Raw genomic sequence first — 19408 nt, forward strand, 5'->3', positions numbered from 1 at the left:
TTATGAAAAAAATACTATTATTATTCTGCCTGATCCTATCAATAGCTTGTCTGGCACAAACTACAGAAACTGAAGATAAAGAAGCCATTCTTTCTGTAATGAAAGTACAGGAAGAAGCCTGGTCTAATAATGATCTGGAGGGTTTTATGCAAGGCTACTGGAAAAGTGATTCTTTAAAATTTTATGGTAGAAACGGGCTTACTAAAGGCTGGCAGCAAACTTTAGACAACTATAAAAAAGGCTACCCTACAAAAGAGCATTCCGGTACATTGATATTTAAAATTAATGATATTTCTGAAATAAATGATGGCAGTTATTGGGTGATGGGTGAATATTTTTTAAAACGAAGTGTCGGTGATGCCAATGGTGTATTTCTAATTATCTTTAAAAAGATCAATGGCGAATGGAAGATCGTAGCAGATATGTCCTGCTAATATACTGTATTAAAAAGGCATGGAATATATAGTTAGAAAAGCTAAGTTAGAAGATCTGCAGACTCTACTAAAATTTGAGCAAGGGTTAATAGAAGCAGAACGTCCAATGGATCCAACCATAAAAGACGGAAAGATAAGCTATTATGATATTTCCATCTTGATCAAAGAAGAAAATTCTGAGGTTTTCGTAGTGGAAATGGAAGGTGAAATTGTTGCTTCGGGTTATGCAAAAATAAAGAGTGACAGAGCTTATTTAAAACACAAAAAGCAAGGGTATCTTGGATTTATGTTCGTTCCTGTAGCACACAGGGGAAAGGGACTTAATAAGCTAGTGCTGGATGCATTATTAAAATGGTGCAAAGCCAAGGGGATTTTTGAAATAAGACTCGATGTTTATGATGTGAATGCCCCGGCAATAAACGCCTATCGTAAAGCCGGTTTTGAAAGGCATATGATCAATATGCGTTTAAATATAGAAGATCTTGACCTTTAGCAGCTAGAATTTTCTATCAGGATGAAAAAGCCTGAGATCCAGAGATCGTTTTTTATCTGAAATTATTTCTGAAACTAATTTACCCGTAGCCGGTCCTAAACTCCACCCCATCATAGCATGTCCGGTAGCAATGGTTAAATTCTTATACTTTTTGGTTTTACCAATGTACGGCAGTCCATCCGGAGAACAAGGCCTTAAGCCACAAGCAGCAGTATCAATTTCCTTTTGCTCAACTCTAAACCCATTATAATAATTTGAAGCTGCTTTTGCAATAGCTTTTACTCTCACCGGGTCTATTTCATGATTAATACCTCCTATTTCCATAGTTCCCGCAAACCGTGTAAATCCGTTCATAGGTGTGACTGCTACTTTTGCTTCTACCAAAATGGCCGGTGTTTGTATTCCCGTATGCCGGGCAACATTTATGCTATACCCCTTCCCAGCTTGAATTGCTATTTTAACTCCTAATTTTCTGGTGAGTAATGGGCTCCAGGAACCGGCAGCCATAACAATTTCATCTGCACTTAATGTTTGGTTTGAGGTTTTGATTTTGGTAATCTTTCCTTCTGAAACCAATATATCATCTACAGACTCATTTGTATAAAATATAACCCCTTTCGACCTTAAATAGGAAAGCATTTCTGTCATAAACTCTCTTGGAGTCATATGTGCATCACTGTCATAATAAACCGCTCCTTTGATATTCAAATCCATAGTGGGCTCATACGGTTTCACTTCATCTTTGGTAAGATGTTTTACATCTAATCCCTCAGCAATAGCACGTTGCCCTACTTTCCATTCTTCTTCCCCTGCTTTTTCAGTTTTATAGAACATCAATAATCCATTCCGTTCAAGATGAAAATGAAATTCATTAGAAGCTTTTATTTCCTGATATAATTCTCTTCCTAAAAGATTGATATCTATTATGGCCGGAATCACTTTGTCCACTTTTGAAGCCTTTGCCGATTTTTTAAACGCCCAGGACCATTCTAAAAACTCTTTATTTAATCTGGGTTTTATATAAAAGGGACTTGCCGGATTAAACATCCATTTAAGTCCTTTGGTGATCATTCCGGGGGCAGCCAGAGGAATAAAATGACTTGGAGTGATATATCCTGCATTTATAAAGGAAGCCCCTCGGGAGATATCAGACTTATCAATAACTGTTACCTGATGTCCTTCTTTCTGAAGATAATATGCAGTACATAAACCTATGATCCCTCCACCAATAATGATTACTTCTTTACTCATATCACATTACTTGAAATCCATGCGCATAGGGATCATCTTCATCATCAATTATAATGGTGTTATATCCGTAGACTTTTGCCCAGCCTTGTATACTTGGTATGATAGCTGTTTTACCGTCTAATGTTGTTTCTTCTTCAATACAACCAATAAATTTGCTTCCAATAAAACTTTCATGTACAAATTCTTCTCCTTTTTTTAGTTTTCCCTGAGCAAATAATTGTGCCATTCTAGCCGATGTCCCGGTTCCACAAGGGCTTCTGTCTATAGCCTTATCTCCATAGAATACCGCATTGCGCCCTGACGATTTCGGGTCGATGGGTTCTCCGGTCCAAAGCATATGTGTAACGTCTCTAATGGTAGTATTTTCAGGGTGAATAAATAGCTCAGGATATTTTTTGTTAATTCGGTCTCTAACCTCCTGCGAATATTGAATGATCTTACTTGCTGTAAAATTATGTACCCCTGAAAAGTTTTGCTGTGGGTCCACAATGGCATAGTAGTTCCCTCCGTAGGCAACATCAAAAGTTAGTACACCTAATTCCGGGCAATCAATTGTTAAGCCTTCAGCAGCCAAATAACTTTTCACATTGGTTAGCTTCACCCAATCTACTTTTTTCGCTGTTTGTTGATATTCAATATGTACCAAGCCTGCAGGAGTTTCCATTTTGATCTTTCCGGGGGTTTTTGGAGTCACCAGTCCTTCTTCAATTGCAATAGTTATGGTACCAATGGCACCATGGCCACACATTGGTAAACAGCCTGAAGTTTCAATAAATAAAACAGCAAAATCATTTTTAGGGTCATGTGGAGGAAACAGAATACTTCCACTCATCATGTCATGCCCACGAGGTTCAAACATCAATCCTTTTCTAATCCAATCATATTCCTTTAAAAAATGTTGACGCTTTTCACTCATGGTTGCCCCCTTTAAAGTTGGAGCTCCCTCTTTAATAACTCTAACAGGGTTTCCACAGGTATGTGCATCTATACATTTAAAGATAGTTTTACTCATTTTTACATTTTTCAATAAAACTATGCATACAGTTTTTATATTTTGGCTGTTGTTTGAACATTATTCACCAATCTTGAGATTCCCAAAGGGTTTTCGTTTTTAAGTTCATCAGGCAATAGGCTGTCTAGCCAATCCTGATAAGAAAAAGGACGTACCCAACGTTTTATGGAATGTATCCCAACCGCCGTAAAGCGACTGTCTGTCGATGAGGGGTAAGGTCCGCCATGCAACATAGCCGGACATACCTCAACGCCTGTTGGAACTCCATTGTAAATAATACGTCCTACACGGTTTTGCAAAGCATTTATGATATTTTTATTATCAGCTGCTTCTCCATTATCGGCAATTAAAGTCCCTGTTAATTGTCCTTCCAGTTTTGAAATTATAGTTTCCAGTTGTTTTACATCTTTACATTGAACCACCATAGAAAAAGGTCCAAAAACTTCTTGATGTAAGGTTGTATTCTCCAAAAAGGTTTCCCCTTCGACCGTAGTAATGGCCTGCCTCGCATGGTTTGTTCTAACATCAGAATCATAATCTGCCAAAACAGTTAAACCGTCCTGAGAGATCGCCTTTTGTTTGTTGTCCTCGTAAGCTCCTATAATATTTGGGTGTAACATACAGGAGGGTTCAATTGTTAGTATCTCATTAGATAATACTTCAATGAAATGCGTAAAAGCTTCTCCTTTGATCCCTAATAACAGTCCCGGGTTGGTACAAAATTGACCTGTTCCCAACGTAATAGAACCGGCATACGTCTTTGCAATACTTTCTCCTCTGTTTTTTAGTGCCTGCGGTAATATGACCACAGGGTTTATGCTTCCCATTTCAGCGAATACCGGGATGGGTTCCTCCCGTTGTGCTGCCAGATCATATAAAGCTCTGCCTCCACGAATACTTCCGGTAAAACCAATTGCTTTTACGCCTGGATGTACTGCTAGTTGCTGACCCACTTCAATTCCACTACTGTTTAAATTGGAAAATACGCCATTAGGCATTCCGGTTTTCTCTGTCGCCTTTATAATTGCTGAAGCAACTAACTCACCTGTTCCGGCATGCATAGGATGTGACTTTACAATTACCGGACAGCCTGCCGCAAATGCTGCCGCTGTATCTCCTCCTGCTGTTGAATATGCCAATGGAAAATTACTGGCTCCAAAGACCACAACAGGCCCAAGTGGCACCAACATCTTCCGAAGATCCGGTTTAGGAATAGGCTTGCGTTCCGGCAGTGCAGTATCGATAGTAGCTTCCACCCAGGACCCTTCTTCAACTAAGTTGGCAAAAGAGCGTAATTGCCCTACCGTTCTTCCTCTTTCCCCTCTGGCTCTTCCTTCCGGTAGTCCTGTTTCTGAACAATACATTTGTACCAAAGTATCATCGAGAGCTAAAATCTCATCGGCGATAGCATTCAAAAAAGCTGCTTTTTTCTTCCCGGAAATTTTACTGAAAACCTTATAGGCATTTGATGCCAAGTTCACAGCTTCATTGATTTCATCCTGTGTAGCTTCTGTATATGTGTTTTCGTTCTCTAAATTAAGTTGCGGATTAAATGTTTTATATTCTTTACCGCCTTTAGCAGATAACGTTTTTCCTATATAATTTTTTCCTGTAATCATAAGTTTTTGATCCTTTGCAGATGCGTTTCAACATCTACAGGTTTGTAAATTCTTTTTTCTGAAACCGGATACTTTTCCAATAAATGCTCCGGCCTAATTGGCCTTTGCGTAAAATCACCTCCACAATTGGGGCAGACACTTTCCAATACATTTTCAACACAATCTCTACAAAATGTACATTCAAAAGTACAGATCATCGCATCTGTAGTATCAACAGGCAAGTCTTTATTACAATGCTCACATGAAGGCCGAATCTCTAACATTATAAATTCTTGTAATCTGGTAATTGAGGCCTTGTTTTCAACCCTTCTTCAATCACATTTAAAACGTGTTTGCGTTCGTCACCAACCAAAGGCAGTCTTGGAGGGCGTACGTTTTCCGTACCAATACCGATAGCTACCTCTGCCAGTTTAATATTCTGTACTAATTTAGGGTTAATATCCAACTCTAACAAAGGTAAAAACCATCGATAGATATTTAAAGCCTCTTCTATTCTACCTGCTTTTTGCAGTTCATAAATAGCTACTGTCTCTGCCGGAAAAGCATCTACCAAACCGGCTATCCAGCCATCTGCACCCATCAGCAAACTTTCTAATGCCAAAGTATCGACTCCGGTCATAATACGTAACCTATCTCCGAAACGATTTTTAATCCGAGTAACATTTGATATATCCCGGGTAGATTCTTTCACCGCTTGGATATTGTCACATTTCAACAACTCTTCAAACATATCGAGAGTTACTTCAATCTTATAATCCACGGGGTTGTTATAGACCATTAAAGGCAACGATGTATTGTTGGCTACAGCCTTAAAGTACTCAACAACCTCACGATCTCCTGCTTTATAACGCATGGGAGGAAGCATCATTAGGCCATTAGCTCCATCTTCTTCTGCTTTATGAGCAGCTTCTATGGCTCCCTTTGTAGTTTGTTCTGCTATATTGATCAACACCGGAACTTTTCCATTTACAAAAGAGGCGGTTTCACAAGTGAGTATTCTTTTCTCCGAATCGCTTAATGTGCTTGCTTCACCCAAAGTTCCTCCCAATACAATCCCATAAACTCCGGCATCTAATTGCGCCTGTAGATTTACTTTGAACATTTCTATGTCCAATTCATCATTATCTGTAAACTTGGTAGTTACCGCAGGCATAACGCCCTTCCATTTAATCTCCATACTATTTTGATTTTGGAGGTAAAATTACACTGAAAAGTATTTACTAATTAATGCACATTTATCCTAAAATTATACTATATTATCCTATTTATAAATATATTTGTTATTTTTGAATAGTATTATCCTATTTATGAAAGTACTTCCTTTTACTATTCCGAAATCAAAACGAGACACTTTAATTCTTCAGGAGGATAAAGGTGCTTCATTTTATGAACTGTTACATCAACATGAAGAGTTTCAGATAAGCTATATTCATAGTGGTGAAGGCACTCTGATTGTTGGAGACACTGTAAGTTTTTATGAATCTGGAGATGTGATTGTATTAGGAGGAAACTTACCACATGTTTTTAAAAGTGATACGTTAAAAAGTAAAGAATCTCATATGTTATCCGTTTTCTTTACAAAAGAGTCCTTCGGCTATGATTTCTTTAAAATTGAAGAGCTTAAATCATTACTGTCTTTTTTCAAAAAGGCCGAAAACGGATTCAAAATAACCTCTAAGAAGCAGTTTGTTTTTAAGCTGTTTCAGGAATTATTCAAAGGATCAAAACTAGATCGTTTTATTGTATTCTTTCAACTTTTAAAGGCATTGAATCAAGCAAAATTCGAGCGTTTGTCCTCTTTTATTTCAGAAAAAAAATATAGTGATAATGAGGGACAGCGTATGAGCGCAGTATTTGAGTACACTATAAATAATTTTCAGAAAGAAATTCCTTTAGCAGTAATCGCACAGCAAGCTGCCATGACTAAAAATGCTTTTTGTAAATATTTTAAAAAGCGTACCAACAAAACCTATGTTACTTTTTTAAATGAGCTTCGTATTGAAGAAACATGTAAGTTAATGCAAACTCAACAGGACCTTTCCATAACAGAAATTGCTGAATTATCCGGTTTTCAGAACATTTCTAACTTCAACAGAAAATTTAAAAACAGTAAAGGCAAAACACCTCGTGAATACAGAAAACAATTTGATTTATAGGTTTTGTAGCTCTGCTTGTAATTTTTTTGTTAAACTACTCACTACCAAGTCGTAGGAGTGATCTATTAATTCTAACAAGAGCTGCTGCGGAATATTATTTTCGATCTCAACGGTGTTCCAGTGTTCTTTATTCATATGGTAGCCCGGATAGATGAGTCCGTCATATTCTTCGCGAAGCTCGATAGCACGTTCGGGGTCACATTTTAAATTTACCTGTGTTGGAATTCTCTCTAAACCACAGATCGTAAATATCTTTCCCATTACTTTAAATACAAGGGTTTTTTCATCAAAAGGGAAAGATTCGGTTACTCCTTTCTTGGAAAGGCAATAGTCACGATATTGTTCAACATTCATCGTTGTTCTTTATTTTATTTTATAGCCTAAAGCAGGTTCGTCATCAAAATAAATAAGGAGGTTATTAACCCCTAATTCTAGTGGCACATTAAATTTTATCCGGCCGTCAGACTTTTCTATATTTTCTAATACCATTTTTTCATCTCCATACGAATAACTCACCTCTTTAGGATCACAATTATTAATAACAAAAGCAACTGAATCAAAATATTCTTCAGAACGAATTATTCCGTTTAAAGGCAATTCTACATCTTCCATTCTCAAGTTTTCTGCAATGATTAATGGCATTGATGAAAATACTGTTCTGTCAATTATTTTATCTATAAATGCATCCTCGAACATATCGGGATAATGTGTTTTAAAAAACAGTTCCGGCGGGGTTTTATAATAAAAATAGGTTGGTTCTTTTATAAACTTTCTATTGTACTTCCCTGCACCCCATGTAAGGTCAAACAAATAGGGTTTTTCATCTATATAAACAACATTCCACATATGATTTTTGGCAAAAGACCTTCCTATATCATTGAAATTTGTCTTTGTATCTCCACGCACCAGATAGTTATTGATTCCTTGTAATTCACAAAGTTTTTCGAAAAGCATTGCATAACCTTCACAAACGGCAATTCCTTTTTGAAGTGTCCTTTTAATAACTTTCTTTCGGGTATTTTCCTCTTTTTTATTTCGTTCCCGGTAATTTTTAAATTTGAAATCAAATTGCTTGTATTCGTCCGGTTCGTAAGCAATATTCTGGATGATCCAACTATACATCGCTCGAACTTTTTCTTCTTCGGTTTCAAAATCACGTGTAATGAACCTCGATAGTTCTTCAGCAGAATCAAACGTTTTGGGGTACAATAGAATCGTAGCATCAACACGTTCATAATCCTGGGAAAAAGCCAGCGAAGTTGCCAGCCCCCATAAAACAAATACTATGACTTTATATGACTTCATTCTTTTTCTGACAATGTATTTTTTGTGTTCTGCGAAATTTCCAAAGCCGAATAATCCAACTTCCAATTAATGGTCTCTACTAATTTTTCCATTAATTTGATAGTATCCAATGCTTGGTTAGATGCTTCCTGAAGCAAACCACTACCCGGAATTTTATCTACAATATGTTGCTTAGCTTCCTTATTGATCTCTGTAAGATCTGAAGCTGTAAAAGGATTTGCCCATCCTTCTTTTTTATCGTAATATTTAAAATCTGTTTCGACCGTAAGAATTTCCGGTTGTGGAAAATTTGTCAACTTAATTGTTCTGGACTTAGTATTGGCATCCATTTTAATTCTTGTAAGGTCAAAACCAATATGTGCTTTTGCTTCAATTAAAACAAGTGCTTTCTTCTTTCCTAAGATTAAGTTGAACCATTTGTCTTTTACATTTTCGTAATGATAGATCTCAGAAAAATCACCTTCTACAGTAATAAATTTACATACACTCCTTATTCTTTCCATTAAAATAACAGATTGTGTGCTGATTTTTTCTTTCTTTCGACCTCCGGAAAACCTGGCAAAAAGAAAATAAGCGATGATCGCTCCAACTGCTAATCCTATAAAAAGTAATTCCATATTATTTTTTTTCTATTTTTCCCAAGGATGCTTTTCATTTAAATAAACTTATATAATACCGGTTTGCTGGGTGATGCATCATTATGAAAGGGTGCTATTTGAAGATTTAACAGATACGGTCCGTCTTTTATAGTATTAGGTACATAAATGAACTCTGTAATGGTCGCATCAAATCGAGGAGCCTTGGGAAAATTCCAAAAAGCCTTATGCGCCAATAATTGTCCGTCATCCTTTTCTTTATCTACTGAAGGAAGGTCAATCAACAAATGTTTTATCCCTGCTTTCTTTATATATCGAGCTGCTTTTTTATGTAAATACGGCCAATTGGTATTTGAATATTTCCGGGATCTTTTTGAATATGTGTTAGGTAATGTACGTATGATCAATGCCTCAGGTGATTTGTCTTTTAACATTGATTTGATTTGTTGTGCTGAAATAATCTGATCTTCTCCAATGGTCTCAGGCACTACTGAAATTACCTCGGCTAAAAAGAAAAATTCTTTCAGGGCTTCATTTACAGAATGAAATTCCTCAGAAATATGTCCCACACACTCAGTGTGTGTCCCATGTGCATGTGGATTAAAAAACACATTGTTAAAATTCACAGAAGCCCCTTCACTTACTTTTCCTACCCAACTGTCCAATTTTACAGGCTCTATCTTTGGAGCATCCAAATACCAGGCTAACGGATTCTCTCCAGAAGCCTCTAATGGAATAGAAATATCCATAGGTTCTGAAAGGTCTACGGTGAATAATTGTTCTTTTATTTTAAAAGTAGCTTTCAAATTTTCTAATTAATTGCCTCTAAATTTAGTAAAAACAAGTTTGAAGCTATCCCATCACCCAAAAACTTTCCTTTTTTGGTAAGTTGTATACTATCCTCTTCAAGGGTTAAAAATCCTTCTTTTAAATGTTGCTGTGCTTGTTGTAGTAAGTATTCTTTATAGGTTTCCCCAAAATTGTTTTCAATTTCCTGAAGCGAAACTCCCCATTTAGTACGTAAACGGGTCATTATATACTCATTGTACTTATCTTTTTTAGAAAGTGTTTCACGTTCCAGAGGAAGCACTCCCATTTCTATACTCTTAATATACTTCGTGTTGTTATTTATATTCCAGCTACGTATATCACCATTGTAACTATGTGCCGATGGCCCAATCCCTAGATAAGATTTTCCCTCCCAGTAGGCCGTATTGTTTTGAGAATGGTAGCTTTCTTTTCCAAAATTGGAAAATTCGTAATTCTCATAACCGCATCTTTCGGTTTCTGAAAGTAAGATCTCATAATGCTCTTGTGCCACCTCATCCTCAACCGGAGCAACTATTCCTTTCTTAATGAACGACTCCAATGCTGTTTTTGGTTCTACCGTTAATGCATAACACGATAGGTGTGGAACATTCAAAGAAATTGCAGTTTCAAGATTCTTTAACCAACGGTCAGTAGTCATCCCGGGAATGCTATAAATAAGGTCGATGCTGATATTATCAAAATAGCGAATTGCATTTTTGATACTTTCCAAAGCTTCTGTCGCATTGTGAGCACGATTCATAAGTTTGAGGTCTTCTTCATAAAAAGATTGAACCCCTATACTCAAACGATTTATTGGGCTTTTGGATAGTTCATTGATCTTTTCTTCAGATAGATCGTCCGGGTTGGCTTCGAGTGTAATTTCGGGATTTTCGGAAACCGTATAATTAGTATAAACAGTAGTGAAAATTAACTGCAATTCTTCCGCAGTCAACAAACTGGGTGTTCCACCACCAAAATAAATGGTTTGAATTATTTCATTCAACTCTCCTTTGCGAAGTATCAATTCTTTACAAATAGCATCTATTAGTTGCCTTTTCTTTTTTATGGTAGTCGAAAAATGAAAATCACAGTAGTGACAAGCTTGTTTGCAAAATGGGATATGGATATAGATTCCGGACATTAATATCTTAGAGTTTACAATATATCACTTACTTCTTTATACGCCCTTCATTCTGTTTTACGAAAGCAGACCAGCCTGTATAACTTTTTCCTGTCTGAATTTTATCCCCATTGTAAAAATGACATACAGCTGCGGCCAGTCCGTCTGTGCTATCCAAATTTTTAGGCAATTCTTTTAATTCCAGCAAACTTTGCAGCATTTTGGCTACTTGTTCCTTACTTGCGTTTCCATTACCGGTAATTGCCATTTTAATTTTTTTCGGAGAATATTCTGTGATCGGAACCTGGCGCGAAAGCCCTGCAGCCATAGCAACTCCCTGAGCTCTTCCCAATTTGAGCATGGATTGAACATTTTTTCCAAAGAATGGTGCTTCGATAGCAATTTCATCCGGTTTATGGGTGTCGATAAGTTCAATGGTACGTTCAAAAATAAGTTTCAATTTCAGGTAATGATCATCATATTTGGTGAGTATCAACTCGTTCAATTGTATAAACTGCATTTTTTTCTTGACAACTTTTATGAGTCCAAAGCCCATGATAGTAGTCCCGGGGTCAATACCTAAGATTATTTTTTCAGAATTCATTTCTCAACACAGTACTTATTAAACGAAACAAATCAAAAAGTAGTAAATTCGTTTTCAATGATAGCCCTGTCTCACAAAACTAAACAATATCTATTGGTTACCCTAAAGGTTTTAATACTTGGGATCACTTTTTGGTATATCTATTCAAAATTAACCAATACAGATTCATTGCCTCTTGATGCCTTTATAGCTTCTTTACAACATAAAAGCGTATGGCCCTTGTTTTTGTTTTTAGGTCTGGCAGCTGCCAATTGGTTCTTTGAGATATTAAAATGGAAAACAGTTATTGCTCCTGTTAAAAAGATATCTTTTAAAGAAGCTGCCCAACAAAGTTTAGCTGCGCTCACTGCTTCTTTAATAACTCCAAACCGAATTGGTGATTATGGCGCCAAAGCCTATTTCTATCCTTCCGAAAAAAGAAAACAGGTACTCTTACTTAACTTCTTAGGGAATGCTGCACAAATGACAAGTACTGTATTCTTTGGAGTTGTAGGATTGTCTATTGTAATAGCAAGTTATGGTTTATCTTTTTCCATGTTCAAAATAGCAGGATTCATTATAGTATTAATTTGCCTGGTAGTAATAGGATATATTTTTAAAGAAAAAGAACTACTTATAAAAGGCCTCTCTGTTAAAAACGTTATGAGCTATGTAAAAGGGCTTCCGGTTGCCTTAAAACAAAAGGCCTTTATTTATTCTGCAATACGGTATTTGTGTTTTAGTTATTTGTTTTTAAAGCTCCTTCGGTTTTTTGAAGCAGATATTGCTCTATCACAGGCATATCCATTAGTTTTTACCATGTATCTTTTGGTTTCGGTCATTCCAACAGTTTTTATTTTTGATGTTGTTGTACGGGGAGGTGTAGCGGTCTGGTTATTTTCATTGGCTGGAATCCCGGAACTTACAGTGCTTTGTTCAGTTTTAGCCATGTGGCTCCTCAATTTTGTATTCCCTTCGGTCCTTGGCAGCTTTTACATGATGACCTACAAACCCATAAGATCATGACTTTTGTTGTTATCCTTATCGGACTTGTATATTTTATTTCCATTGGAATTTTACTTATTGGCAATTTGCAATTGACTGAATTTACTCCTGAAGATAAAGCGCCAAAAACCCGCTTTTCAATTATTATCCCTTTTCGGAATGAAGCAGAGCACCTTCCAAAATTGTTAGCATCGATACAACGATTAGCATATCCTTCTACGCTATTTGAAATAATTTTTGTTAATGATGCCTCTGAAGACACTTCGGTTACAATCATACAAGAAGCATTTGCATCCTATCTGAAGCCTCTAAATCTTCAAGTGATCCCAAATATTCATACTACCGGATCACCCAAAAAAGATGCGATTGCTACAGCTGTAAACATTGCTAAATACGAATGGATCCTTACCACTGATGCAGATTGCCAACTACCTCAAAAGTGGCTTACTACTTACGATGCATTCATTCAAGAAAACAATCCTAAATTAATAGCAGGGCCGGTTGATCATGAAGTAAATGCTACTTTTCTTCAACAATATCAGCAATTGGATGGGTGGAGTCTGCAGAGTGTAACAAGAGGTAGTTTTGGTTTAGCTAATCCGTTACTCTGTAATGGTGCTAACCTGGCTTACAAAAAAGATGTTTTTAAAGCAGTAAATGGATTTACGGGTAATGACTGCATAGCTAGTGGTGATGATGTCTTTATGCTGGAAAAAATAAAAAAAGCCTTCCCAAAAGAAGTATATTATTTAAAATCCGGAGATGCCATTGTTACAACACTACCACAGGAAAGTTGGGCTTCGGTTGTGATGCAACGTATTCGATGGGCCTCTAAAACATCGCAACAACAAAATTTGGTCTCTAAATTGCTCGGAGTTATTATATTTATATCCAATTTGCTTGCTATAACAGGGGTTGCCTTATGTTTTATTCAGAAAGAATTGATTCCTTTTTACATCTCTTTTTTGGCAGGAAAAGTACTTATCGATTCTATTTTTCTATTTAGAAGCGCCCTTTTTTTCAAAAAGAAATTAAACCCTTTTTACGTTCTTATAAGTTCAGTTTTATATCCATTTATAACCCTGTGTGTTGTTTTTGGCAATTTTAGCGGAAATTATCGCTGGAAGGGGCGGTTACATAAAAAAAGGATAAATTGAATTAATTTTTTACCTTTAACCGTATTAAATCATGCCCTTATGAAATACCTACACTCTATTTGTATCATTTTTACACTATTGTGTATCTCTTCTATTCAAGCACAACAACAGTATACTGTTGATGGCCAGACGTATACTCTTAAAACTGAAGTTGAAGGAACACTAACATTGCTTTGGAATATCATAGATGAAGAATATCGTTATTTTTCGAAAAAAGACAATACTATTGTTGAGCTTAAAAACACAGATCTTAACGGAAAATATCAGGAAGAATATAAAGATGTGCTTAAGCTTTTAACATCTGATGCTCCGGTATCTACTGATAAGGTAAAGTTAACACTTGCCGGTTTGCGTGATTTTTTTGTGACCTACAACAAAAAGGTGGACCCCAATTTCTCTTATGAAAAGCCATCTGTTCAGTTAAAAACCAGATTAGGGGTATTTGCAGGAATCTCTAACAATGCGTATTTCTTTAATCCGGATAATAGTTTTTTACCTGCTCTTGGTATCGACTTTGAAATAATAGATGATGTCCGTTTAAAACGCCATGCTGTTGTTTTTCAATTTAAGCAATTGATCGAAAGTTCAGACTATGAATTTTCTTCTTCACAAGTTTCCTTTAATTATCGTTTTAAATTCATTAAAACTAAAAAATTCGACGCTTTCATTAATGCAAAAGCGGCAACTTTTACAAATGTATCCCGAAACCAGGAACTAGTGGTGAACGATGAGGTTACTAAGTTCACATCAGGTAGTGAATTTCAAGTACCGGGAGCATTTGGAATTGGTTTTGATTATGCTGTAGGGAATGGCTATATCACTTTTGCTTATTATGATATTGTTGCTGTAACTATTGATGATAATGGTGAATTTCCAATAGACCTTAGCTTTGGTTATAAGTTAAATTTATAGGTCTCCTGTTTTTATTACAATGGGGAGAGTAAATTGTGTTTTTATGGGAATACCTCTTTTATAAGCAGGAGCTACTACTTCAATAGAATCGATACTCTCCGATATCCATTCTTCCAATAATGGAAATTCTTTTTGTAATAAGCTGTCCATTTGAATTTTTAGCACTGAAAGAGCTGCTTCTTTGGTAACAGAAAATTTCAATTGGATGGTGTCATTCAAAGGTCGTACCGCACTTATATTTTTAGTATTTATGCATTGATAGATTTGTGAGGACAGGGTGTTTTCAAAACATGACTTTTGTGCTGATTTTTCAGAATAGGCCTCACATTCAACAAAAGCGGGATATTGATCTACATCTTTCCAGTCTATAGTTTTTAACTCTTCTTCATAAAAAGTTTCAGTAGAAATTTTTTTAGTCTCAAAAAACTGGCATGAGGAAATCAGGCAAAAAAGAAGAAATATTACAATACCGTTTTTCATGGATGTTTTATAATGTTGAAAATTACAATTTTTACTGCTAAAAACGAGACACCTTTAAAAATGAAGAAAACGCCTTATATTAATTTAACTTGAAAAACTTCAAAATAATATTACTTTGATAAATGAAATGTAACGTATTTATATTTTATAAGTCTTATTGATTACACATGGACATTGCATTACTCATTCTTGGTTTTATTTTAATGTTGGTTGGGATATTGGGGAGTATTTTACCTGTTATTCCCGGAACACCTATAAGTTGGTTGGGGTTGATTGTTTTACATTTGGCACCTTCCATCCCGTTTGATTGGTTCTTCATTATCATCACGGGAATTGTTGCCATTGGCATTTACATTATGGATTATATTATTCCGGCGATTGGCACAAAAAAATTTGGAGGAAGTAAAGCGGGTGCATGGGGTACTATGATTGGCCTTGTTATAGGAATCATTGCTCCCATACCGTTTGGAATACTAATTGGGCCTTTTGTTGGAGCCCTTGTTGGAGAATTAGCTTTTAATAAAACCGAAGGTCCACAGGCATTTAAAGCTGCCATTGGATCGTTCATAGGATTTCTCACCTCTACCTTTATCAAGTTAGTTGCAACTGTAGTATTTCTAGGCTTGTTTTTTTATAAAGTTTGGGGCAATTGGAATCTATTATTCTAAATCCAAACTGTTTTTTCTCCAATGGTAGTTTTTCTTTGTCCTTCCGGTAGTTCACCATTGTATTTTCCCATATATAAAAACCCCAAACACCTTTCTCCCTCTGCCATTTTAAAAAAGTCATTCATATACCTTACAATGCCGGGAGAACCCCAATAGGCACCAATTTTCATCTCATGAGCCGTAAGCCACATATTTTGTACAGCCATCGCGGTAGATGCAATCTCCTCCCATTCGGGAATACTTTCAGCAGGGTCGCGCTGCATACAGATAGCAATGATACAAGCAGCTTTTAAAGGATTGGTTTGGTATTTTTTGAATTTAAATTCTGAAAAGTTCTCTCCTTTGTTCTTATAAGTTTCGGATAAGAAATTTGCCAGCCTTTCTTGTGATTCACCTTGAAGGACTTTAAATCTCCAAGGCTCTGTGCGCCTATGAGTAGGAGCCCAATTAGCTGCTTCTAATATGGTTTCAATTTCTTCTTTGGTGATATTCTCTTCATTGTATTGGGCAGGAAAGACCGCCCTTCGGGCTTTTATAATTTCAGAAATCATAGTGTTTTTTTGAAGCTGAAAGATAAATAAAGTCTCTAAACAAAAAAAGTATTTTGTTAAAGGCCAAACCTTTTAAACATGTTTTTCTTTTACTTTTTCCAAAGGGTAATTCACTGAAAGTTTACTCAAAAGTTAATCAATAATACTTTTTAAGTCGTTATATTTGTAAAGGTATAACGATTTAAAAATGATCTCCGTAGAAAAAGCAATAGAAATTGTTCAAAAAAATAGTATTCCAACGAACAATTTTGAACGTATAAAGGTTTCGAAAGCCACTGGATGTATATTATCTGAAGATGTAATTTCACCAATCAATATGCCTCCTTTTCGGCAATCGGCAATGGATGGCTATGCAGTGTATCTGAACAATGAACCAACCTATAAAATAATTGATGAAGTTAAAGCCGGAGATAGTCATCATCCGGTTCTTAAAAAGGGAGAAGCCGTTAGGATTTTTACAGGAGCACCTGTTCCGGATACTGCAAATGCAGTTATCATACAAGAAAAAGCACATATAGAACACCAAATATTAACTGCTGAAGTTAAGCCTTCACTTCATGAAAACATCAGGCCACTTGGAGAACAAATTTTAAAAGGCCAAACAGCTCTAAAAAAGGGAACATTGTTAACTCCTGCTGCCATTGGATATATAACATCTCTTGGTATTACAGAAGTTATTGTTTACCGTAAACCATCTATTGCTATTGTAGTTACCGGAAATGAGTTAGCTGAAGCCGGTAACGAACTAGCTTATGGACAGATCTATGAGAGCAATGCAATCATGTTATCTTCTGCGCTTACAGACTTAAACTATCAAAACGTGTCTTATTTTAAAGTAGAAGACAATTATAAGGATACCATAAAAACATTGGAAAAAGCCTTTACATCTAACGATATTGTTTTGGTTTCCGGCGGGATTTCAGTAGGAGATTATGACTTTGTTGGAAAAGCACTTCAGGAATTAGGTATTGAACAATTATTTTATAAAGTGAAACAAAAGCCCGGAAAACCTCTTTTCTTTGGGAAGAAAGAGAACAAAATTGTATTTGCATTACCGGGAAACCCTGCTGCTGCATTGAGCAGTTTTTATATCTATGTCTACCCGGCATTACAAAAAATATCTGGCAACCTAGGCTTTTCATTGACTAAAACAATGGTGCAATCTGCATCAGATTTTGTAAAAAAAGGAGACAGGGCCCAATTCTTAAAGGCGATCTACAATAACGATAAGGTTGAAATTCTGGAAGGGCAAAGCTCTTCCATGTTACATACGTTTGCATTGGCCAACGCTCTTGTATATATACCGGAATCTAAAAATTCCATTAAAAAAAATGATGAAGTTGAAGTAATACTTCTTCCAATAAATTAAAACGATATGGAGTACAAAATTAAAAGTAGAATTTGGATCGAAGCAGATGGTAATATCTTATTAGGTGAAGGCAGAGTTAGTTTATTAAAAGCTATTAATGAAACAGGTTCTTTATCTAAAGCTGCCAAATCTCTGGGGATGTCATATAAAAAAGCATGGTCATTGATTGATGCTGTAAATTCCAGAGCAGAAAAACCTGTTATCACAACAAGTATAGGAGGTAAAAGTGGCGGTGGTACAGAATTAACTCCTTATGGAAAATCACTGGTTACTGCTTTTGAAACTATAAATGAAAACTGCTGGAAATTTTTAGATAAACAAATATCCAAAACAGATCTGTAATGTTCTTTGAAATTGAAGACATCTGGTTATTCTTAGCTATTCTTCCCATAATTGCTTTCTTATATGCAAGCGTAGGCCATGGAGGAGCAAGTGGTTATTTGGCACTAATGGCGTTATTCTCTTTCGCTCCTGAAACCATGAAACCCACAGCGCTCTTGTTAAATTTATTTGTGGCTGGAATTGCATTCTTTCATTATTATAAAGCAGGTCATTTTAATAAGAAGTTGTTTTTATCATTTGCAATAGCTTCAATTCCTTTGGCTCTTTTGGGAGGAATGATAACAATAGATGCCTCTATCTATAAAAAGGTCTTAGGGGTTCTATTGATCTTCGCCATCCTCAAAATGCTGAATCTATTCGGAAAAGAAAGTTCATTGATAAAGGATGTAAAGATTTGGCAAGGGTTGGTTATTGGAGGAGTCATTGGGTTTTTTTCCGGGCTTATAGGAATTGGAGGAGGAATCATTCTAACACCGGTTATTTTACTGTTGCATTGGGGGAAAATGAAAGAAGCAGCAGCAGTTTCTGCATTATTCATTTGGGTAAATTCTGCTTCGGGATTAGTTGGGCAATTCACTAGTGGAGCTACTATTTCATCTCAGTCCTTTGTTTTGGTTGCCATAGCTTTGACAGGAGGGTTTTTTGGAAGTTATTACGGAAGTAAAAAATTCAATAACAAATTATTACGATACTTGTTAGCGTTTGTTTTAGCGATCGCTTCACTAAAATTATTTTTTGCGTAAATGGTGAATAAAAAAGACATAACAGGAATCATCTTAGCCGGTGGAAAAAGTTCCAGAATGGGGTCTGACAAAGGGTTTGTTAGCCTGAATGGAATCCCCTTTATATCGCTTATAATTAAAGCCATAAAGCCATTTGTCACTAATACTATTATTGTAAGCAATAATTCAGATTACGATATTTTTAATCTGAAAAGGGTAGAAGATATTGTAAAAGATGCAGGGCCATTAGCAGGTTTGTATTCAGGATTATATCATTCTGAAACTGAAAACAATTTAGTGTTGAGTTGTGATGTTCCTTTGATCAATAGTACCGTTCTAAAAAAATTGATCGAAGAGTATGATTCGAAAAAAGATGTGATCCAATTGCAAAGTGAGGGGAAAACAACACCGCTCATAGCTATCTATAAAAAACGTAGTATGCCTCAGTGTTTAAAATTATTACAAGAAGGAGAAAGACGACTAAGAGCAGTAGTCATGCAATTAGATACGAAGACTGTTGAACTTGATCCGGATTTAGAGCAATATGTAAGAAACATAAATACAAAAAGTCAATTAACAGCATTAAGAAATGAACTTACACATTAAATATTTTGGATTACTTGCTGAAGTTACAGGATGTAATGAAGAGATCATTGAATTTTCAAAAAATTCAGTTTCAGAGGTATTGAATATCCTTTTTGAAAAATATCCAAACTTAAAGGAAAAGGACTTTCAAGTAGCGCAAAACAATGAAATTGTTTCAAAAGAAACGATAGTATCGGAAAGTGAAATTGCATTATTACCTCCATTTTCAGGTGGATAA

The 19408-nt window shown here is 35.9% G+C and carries 25 protein-coding genes; 12 read left to right on the forward strand and 13 right to left on the reverse strand.

The annotated features are described in order from the left end of the window. Positions 1-2: 2 nt before the first annotated feature. Together ACY2RT_RS14190 and ACY2RT_RS14195 are read left to right on the forward strand one after the other, a co-directional pair. Entirely contained in the window at positions 3-434 is a 432-nt protein-coding gene (locus ACY2RT_RS14190; protein ID WP_490156583.1) for a YybH family protein, read from the forward strand. Positions 435-453: 19 nt separating this feature from the next. Beyond that, a complete protein-coding gene (locus ACY2RT_RS14195) occupies positions 454-927 on the forward strand; it encodes a GNAT family N-acetyltransferase (protein WP_490156584.1) in 474 nt (157 codons plus the stop codon). Positions 928-930: 3 nt separating this feature from the next. Here the strand turns inward: ACY2RT_RS14195 and ACY2RT_RS14200 are convergent, their stop codons facing one another. From ACY2RT_RS14200 to ACY2RT_RS14220, 5 genes are read right to left on the reverse strand one after another with little or no spacing between them, the layout of a single operon-like run. Next, positions 931-2178: an NAD(P)/FAD-dependent oxidoreductase gene (locus tag ACY2RT_RS14200; protein WP_490156585.1), complete on the reverse strand. Its 1248-nt coding sequence runs from the start codon at positions 2176-2178 to the stop codon at positions 931-933. A 1-nt stretch (position 2179) separates the two neighbouring features. Beyond that, a complete protein-coding gene (locus ACY2RT_RS14205) occupies positions 2180-3190 on the reverse strand; it encodes a 4-hydroxyproline epimerase (protein WP_490156586.1) in 1011 nt (336 codons plus the stop codon). A 35-nt stretch (positions 3191-3225) separates the two neighbouring features. Continuing rightward, entirely contained in the window at positions 3226-4809 is a 1584-nt protein-coding gene (locus ACY2RT_RS14210) for an aldehyde dehydrogenase (NADP(+)) (RefSeq protein ID WP_490156587.1), read from the reverse strand. Next, entirely contained in the window at positions 4806-5072 is a 267-nt protein-coding gene (locus ACY2RT_RS14215) for a DUF1272 domain-containing protein (protein ID WP_490156588.1), read from the reverse strand. Before ACY2RT_RS14215 ends, ACY2RT_RS14210 begins: the two co-directional genes overlap by 4 nt. Continuing rightward, on the reverse strand, positions 5072-5986 hold the full coding sequence (locus tag ACY2RT_RS14220) for a dihydrodipicolinate synthase family protein (RefSeq protein ID WP_490156589.1): 915 nt from the start codon (positions 5984-5986) through the stop codon (positions 5072-5074). The genes ACY2RT_RS14215 and ACY2RT_RS14220 overlap by 1 nt, the downstream gene beginning before the upstream one ends. Positions 5987-6116: 130 nt before the next feature. On the opposite strand from ACY2RT_RS14220, the gene ACY2RT_RS14225 reads away from it, so the two are divergent. Further along, positions 6117-6965 carry an AraC family transcriptional regulator gene (locus ACY2RT_RS14225; protein WP_490156590.1) on the forward strand — a complete coding sequence of 283 codons (849 nt, stop codon included), beginning with the start codon at positions 6117-6119 and terminating at the stop codon, positions 6963-6965. On the opposite strand, the gene ACY2RT_RS14230 is transcribed toward ACY2RT_RS14225, so the two are convergent. The 6 genes from ACY2RT_RS14230 to ruvC are packed head-to-tail and all read right to left on the reverse strand — an operon-like array spanning position 6960 to position 11400. Then, a complete protein-coding gene (locus ACY2RT_RS14230; RefSeq protein ID WP_490156591.1) occupies positions 6960-7319 on the reverse strand; it encodes an MmcQ/YjbR family DNA-binding protein in 360 nt (119 codons plus the stop codon). The two genes, ACY2RT_RS14225 and ACY2RT_RS14230, sit on opposite strands and share 6 nt — an antisense overlap. A 9-nt stretch (positions 7320-7328) precedes the next feature. Next, entirely contained in the window at positions 7329-8270 is a 942-nt protein-coding gene (locus ACY2RT_RS14235) for a transglutaminase domain-containing protein (protein WP_490156592.1), read from the reverse strand. Then, entirely contained in the window at positions 8267-8887 is a 621-nt protein-coding gene (locus ACY2RT_RS14240; RefSeq protein WP_490156593.1) for a DUF4230 domain-containing protein, read from the reverse strand. Before ACY2RT_RS14240 ends, ACY2RT_RS14235 begins: the two co-directional genes overlap by 4 nt. A gap of 38 nt (positions 8888-8925) precedes the next feature. Next, positions 8926-9672 (reverse strand): cyclase family protein, encoded by a 747-nt coding sequence (locus ACY2RT_RS14245; RefSeq protein WP_490156594.1) that lies wholly within the window; start codon positions 9670-9672, stop codon positions 8926-8928. Positions 9673-9677: 5 nt separating this feature from the next. Next, positions 9678-10817: a radical SAM family heme chaperone HemW gene (hemW, locus tag ACY2RT_RS14250; RefSeq protein ID WP_490156595.1), complete on the reverse strand. Its 1140-nt coding sequence runs from the start codon at positions 10815-10817 to the stop codon at positions 9678-9680. A 28-nt stretch (positions 10818-10845) separates the two neighbouring features. Next, positions 10846-11400 (reverse strand): crossover junction endodeoxyribonuclease RuvC, encoded by a 555-nt coding sequence (gene ruvC, locus ACY2RT_RS14255; protein WP_490156596.1) that lies wholly within the window; start codon positions 11398-11400, stop codon positions 10846-10848. A gap of 57 nt (positions 11401-11457) precedes the next feature. Between ruvC and ACY2RT_RS14260 the strand changes: the two genes are divergently transcribed. The 3 genes from ACY2RT_RS14260 to ACY2RT_RS14270 are packed head-to-tail and all read left to right on the forward strand — an operon-like array spanning position 11458 to position 14453. Further along, on the forward strand, positions 11458-12405 hold the full coding sequence (locus ACY2RT_RS14260; RefSeq protein WP_490156597.1) for a lysylphosphatidylglycerol synthase domain-containing protein: 948 nt from the start codon (positions 11458-11460) through the stop codon (positions 12403-12405). Next, on the forward strand, positions 12402-13541 hold the full coding sequence (locus tag ACY2RT_RS14265) for a glycosyltransferase family 2 protein (protein ID WP_490156598.1): 1140 nt from the start codon (positions 12402-12404) through the stop codon (positions 13539-13541). Before ACY2RT_RS14260 ends, ACY2RT_RS14265 begins: the two co-directional genes overlap by 4 nt. Before the next feature lie 39 nt (positions 13542-13580). Continuing rightward, complete coding sequence (locus tag ACY2RT_RS14270; RefSeq protein WP_490156599.1) at positions 13581-14453, forward strand: hypothetical protein; 873 nt, start codon at positions 13581-13583, stop codon at positions 14451-14453. On the opposite strand, the gene ACY2RT_RS14275 is transcribed toward ACY2RT_RS14270, so the two are convergent. Continuing rightward, positions 14448-14933 (reverse strand): hypothetical protein, encoded by a 486-nt coding sequence (locus tag ACY2RT_RS14275; RefSeq protein ID WP_490156600.1) that lies wholly within the window; start codon positions 14931-14933, stop codon positions 14448-14450. The two genes, ACY2RT_RS14270 and ACY2RT_RS14275, sit on opposite strands and share 6 nt — an antisense overlap. 167 nt (positions 14934-15100) lie before the next feature. Between ACY2RT_RS14275 and ACY2RT_RS14280 the strand changes: the two genes are divergently transcribed. After that, positions 15101-15601 (forward strand): DUF456 domain-containing protein, encoded by a 501-nt coding sequence (locus ACY2RT_RS14280; RefSeq protein WP_490156601.1) that lies wholly within the window; start codon positions 15101-15103, stop codon positions 15599-15601. Here ACY2RT_RS14280 and ACY2RT_RS14285 read toward each other — a convergent pair. Continuing rightward, on the reverse strand, positions 15598-16152 hold the full coding sequence (locus tag ACY2RT_RS14285; protein ID WP_490156602.1) for a nitroreductase family protein: 555 nt from the start codon (positions 16150-16152) through the stop codon (positions 15598-15600). The genes ACY2RT_RS14280 and ACY2RT_RS14285 overlap by 4 nt on opposite strands. Positions 16153-16339: 187 nt before the next feature. Here ACY2RT_RS14285 and ACY2RT_RS14290 point away from each other — a divergent pair, with 187 nt between their 5' ends. Genes ACY2RT_RS14290 through ACY2RT_RS14310 form a run of 5 tightly spaced genes read left to right on the forward strand, consistent with a single transcriptional unit; the run spans position 16340 to position 19408 of the window. Continuing rightward, a complete protein-coding gene (locus ACY2RT_RS14290) occupies positions 16340-17521 on the forward strand; it encodes a molybdopterin molybdotransferase MoeA (RefSeq protein WP_490156603.1) in 1182 nt (393 codons plus the stop codon). 6 nt (positions 17522-17527) lie between these two features. Next, the gene (locus ACY2RT_RS14295) at positions 17528-17863 is read left to right on the forward strand and encodes a winged helix-turn-helix domain-containing protein (RefSeq protein ID WP_490156604.1); all 336 of its coding nucleotides are present in this window, start codon (positions 17528-17530) and stop codon (positions 17861-17863) included. Further along, entirely contained in the window at positions 17863-18606 is a 744-nt protein-coding gene (locus tag ACY2RT_RS14300; protein WP_490156605.1) for a sulfite exporter TauE/SafE family protein, read from the forward strand. Before ACY2RT_RS14295 ends, ACY2RT_RS14300 begins: the two co-directional genes overlap by 1 nt. Then, positions 18607-19191 carry a molybdenum cofactor guanylyltransferase gene (gene mobA, locus ACY2RT_RS14305; RefSeq protein WP_490156606.1) on the forward strand — a complete coding sequence of 195 codons (585 nt, stop codon included), beginning with the start codon at positions 18607-18609 and terminating at the stop codon, positions 19189-19191. It abuts the gene before it with no gap. Beyond that, positions 19175-19408: a MoaD/ThiS family protein gene (locus tag ACY2RT_RS14310; protein WP_490156607.1), complete on the forward strand. Its 234-nt coding sequence runs from the start codon at positions 19175-19177 to the stop codon at positions 19406-19408. The genes mobA and ACY2RT_RS14310 overlap by 17 nt, the downstream gene beginning before the upstream one ends.

It is taken from the genome of Ulvibacter sp. 2210JD10-4, from assembly GCF_058148525.1.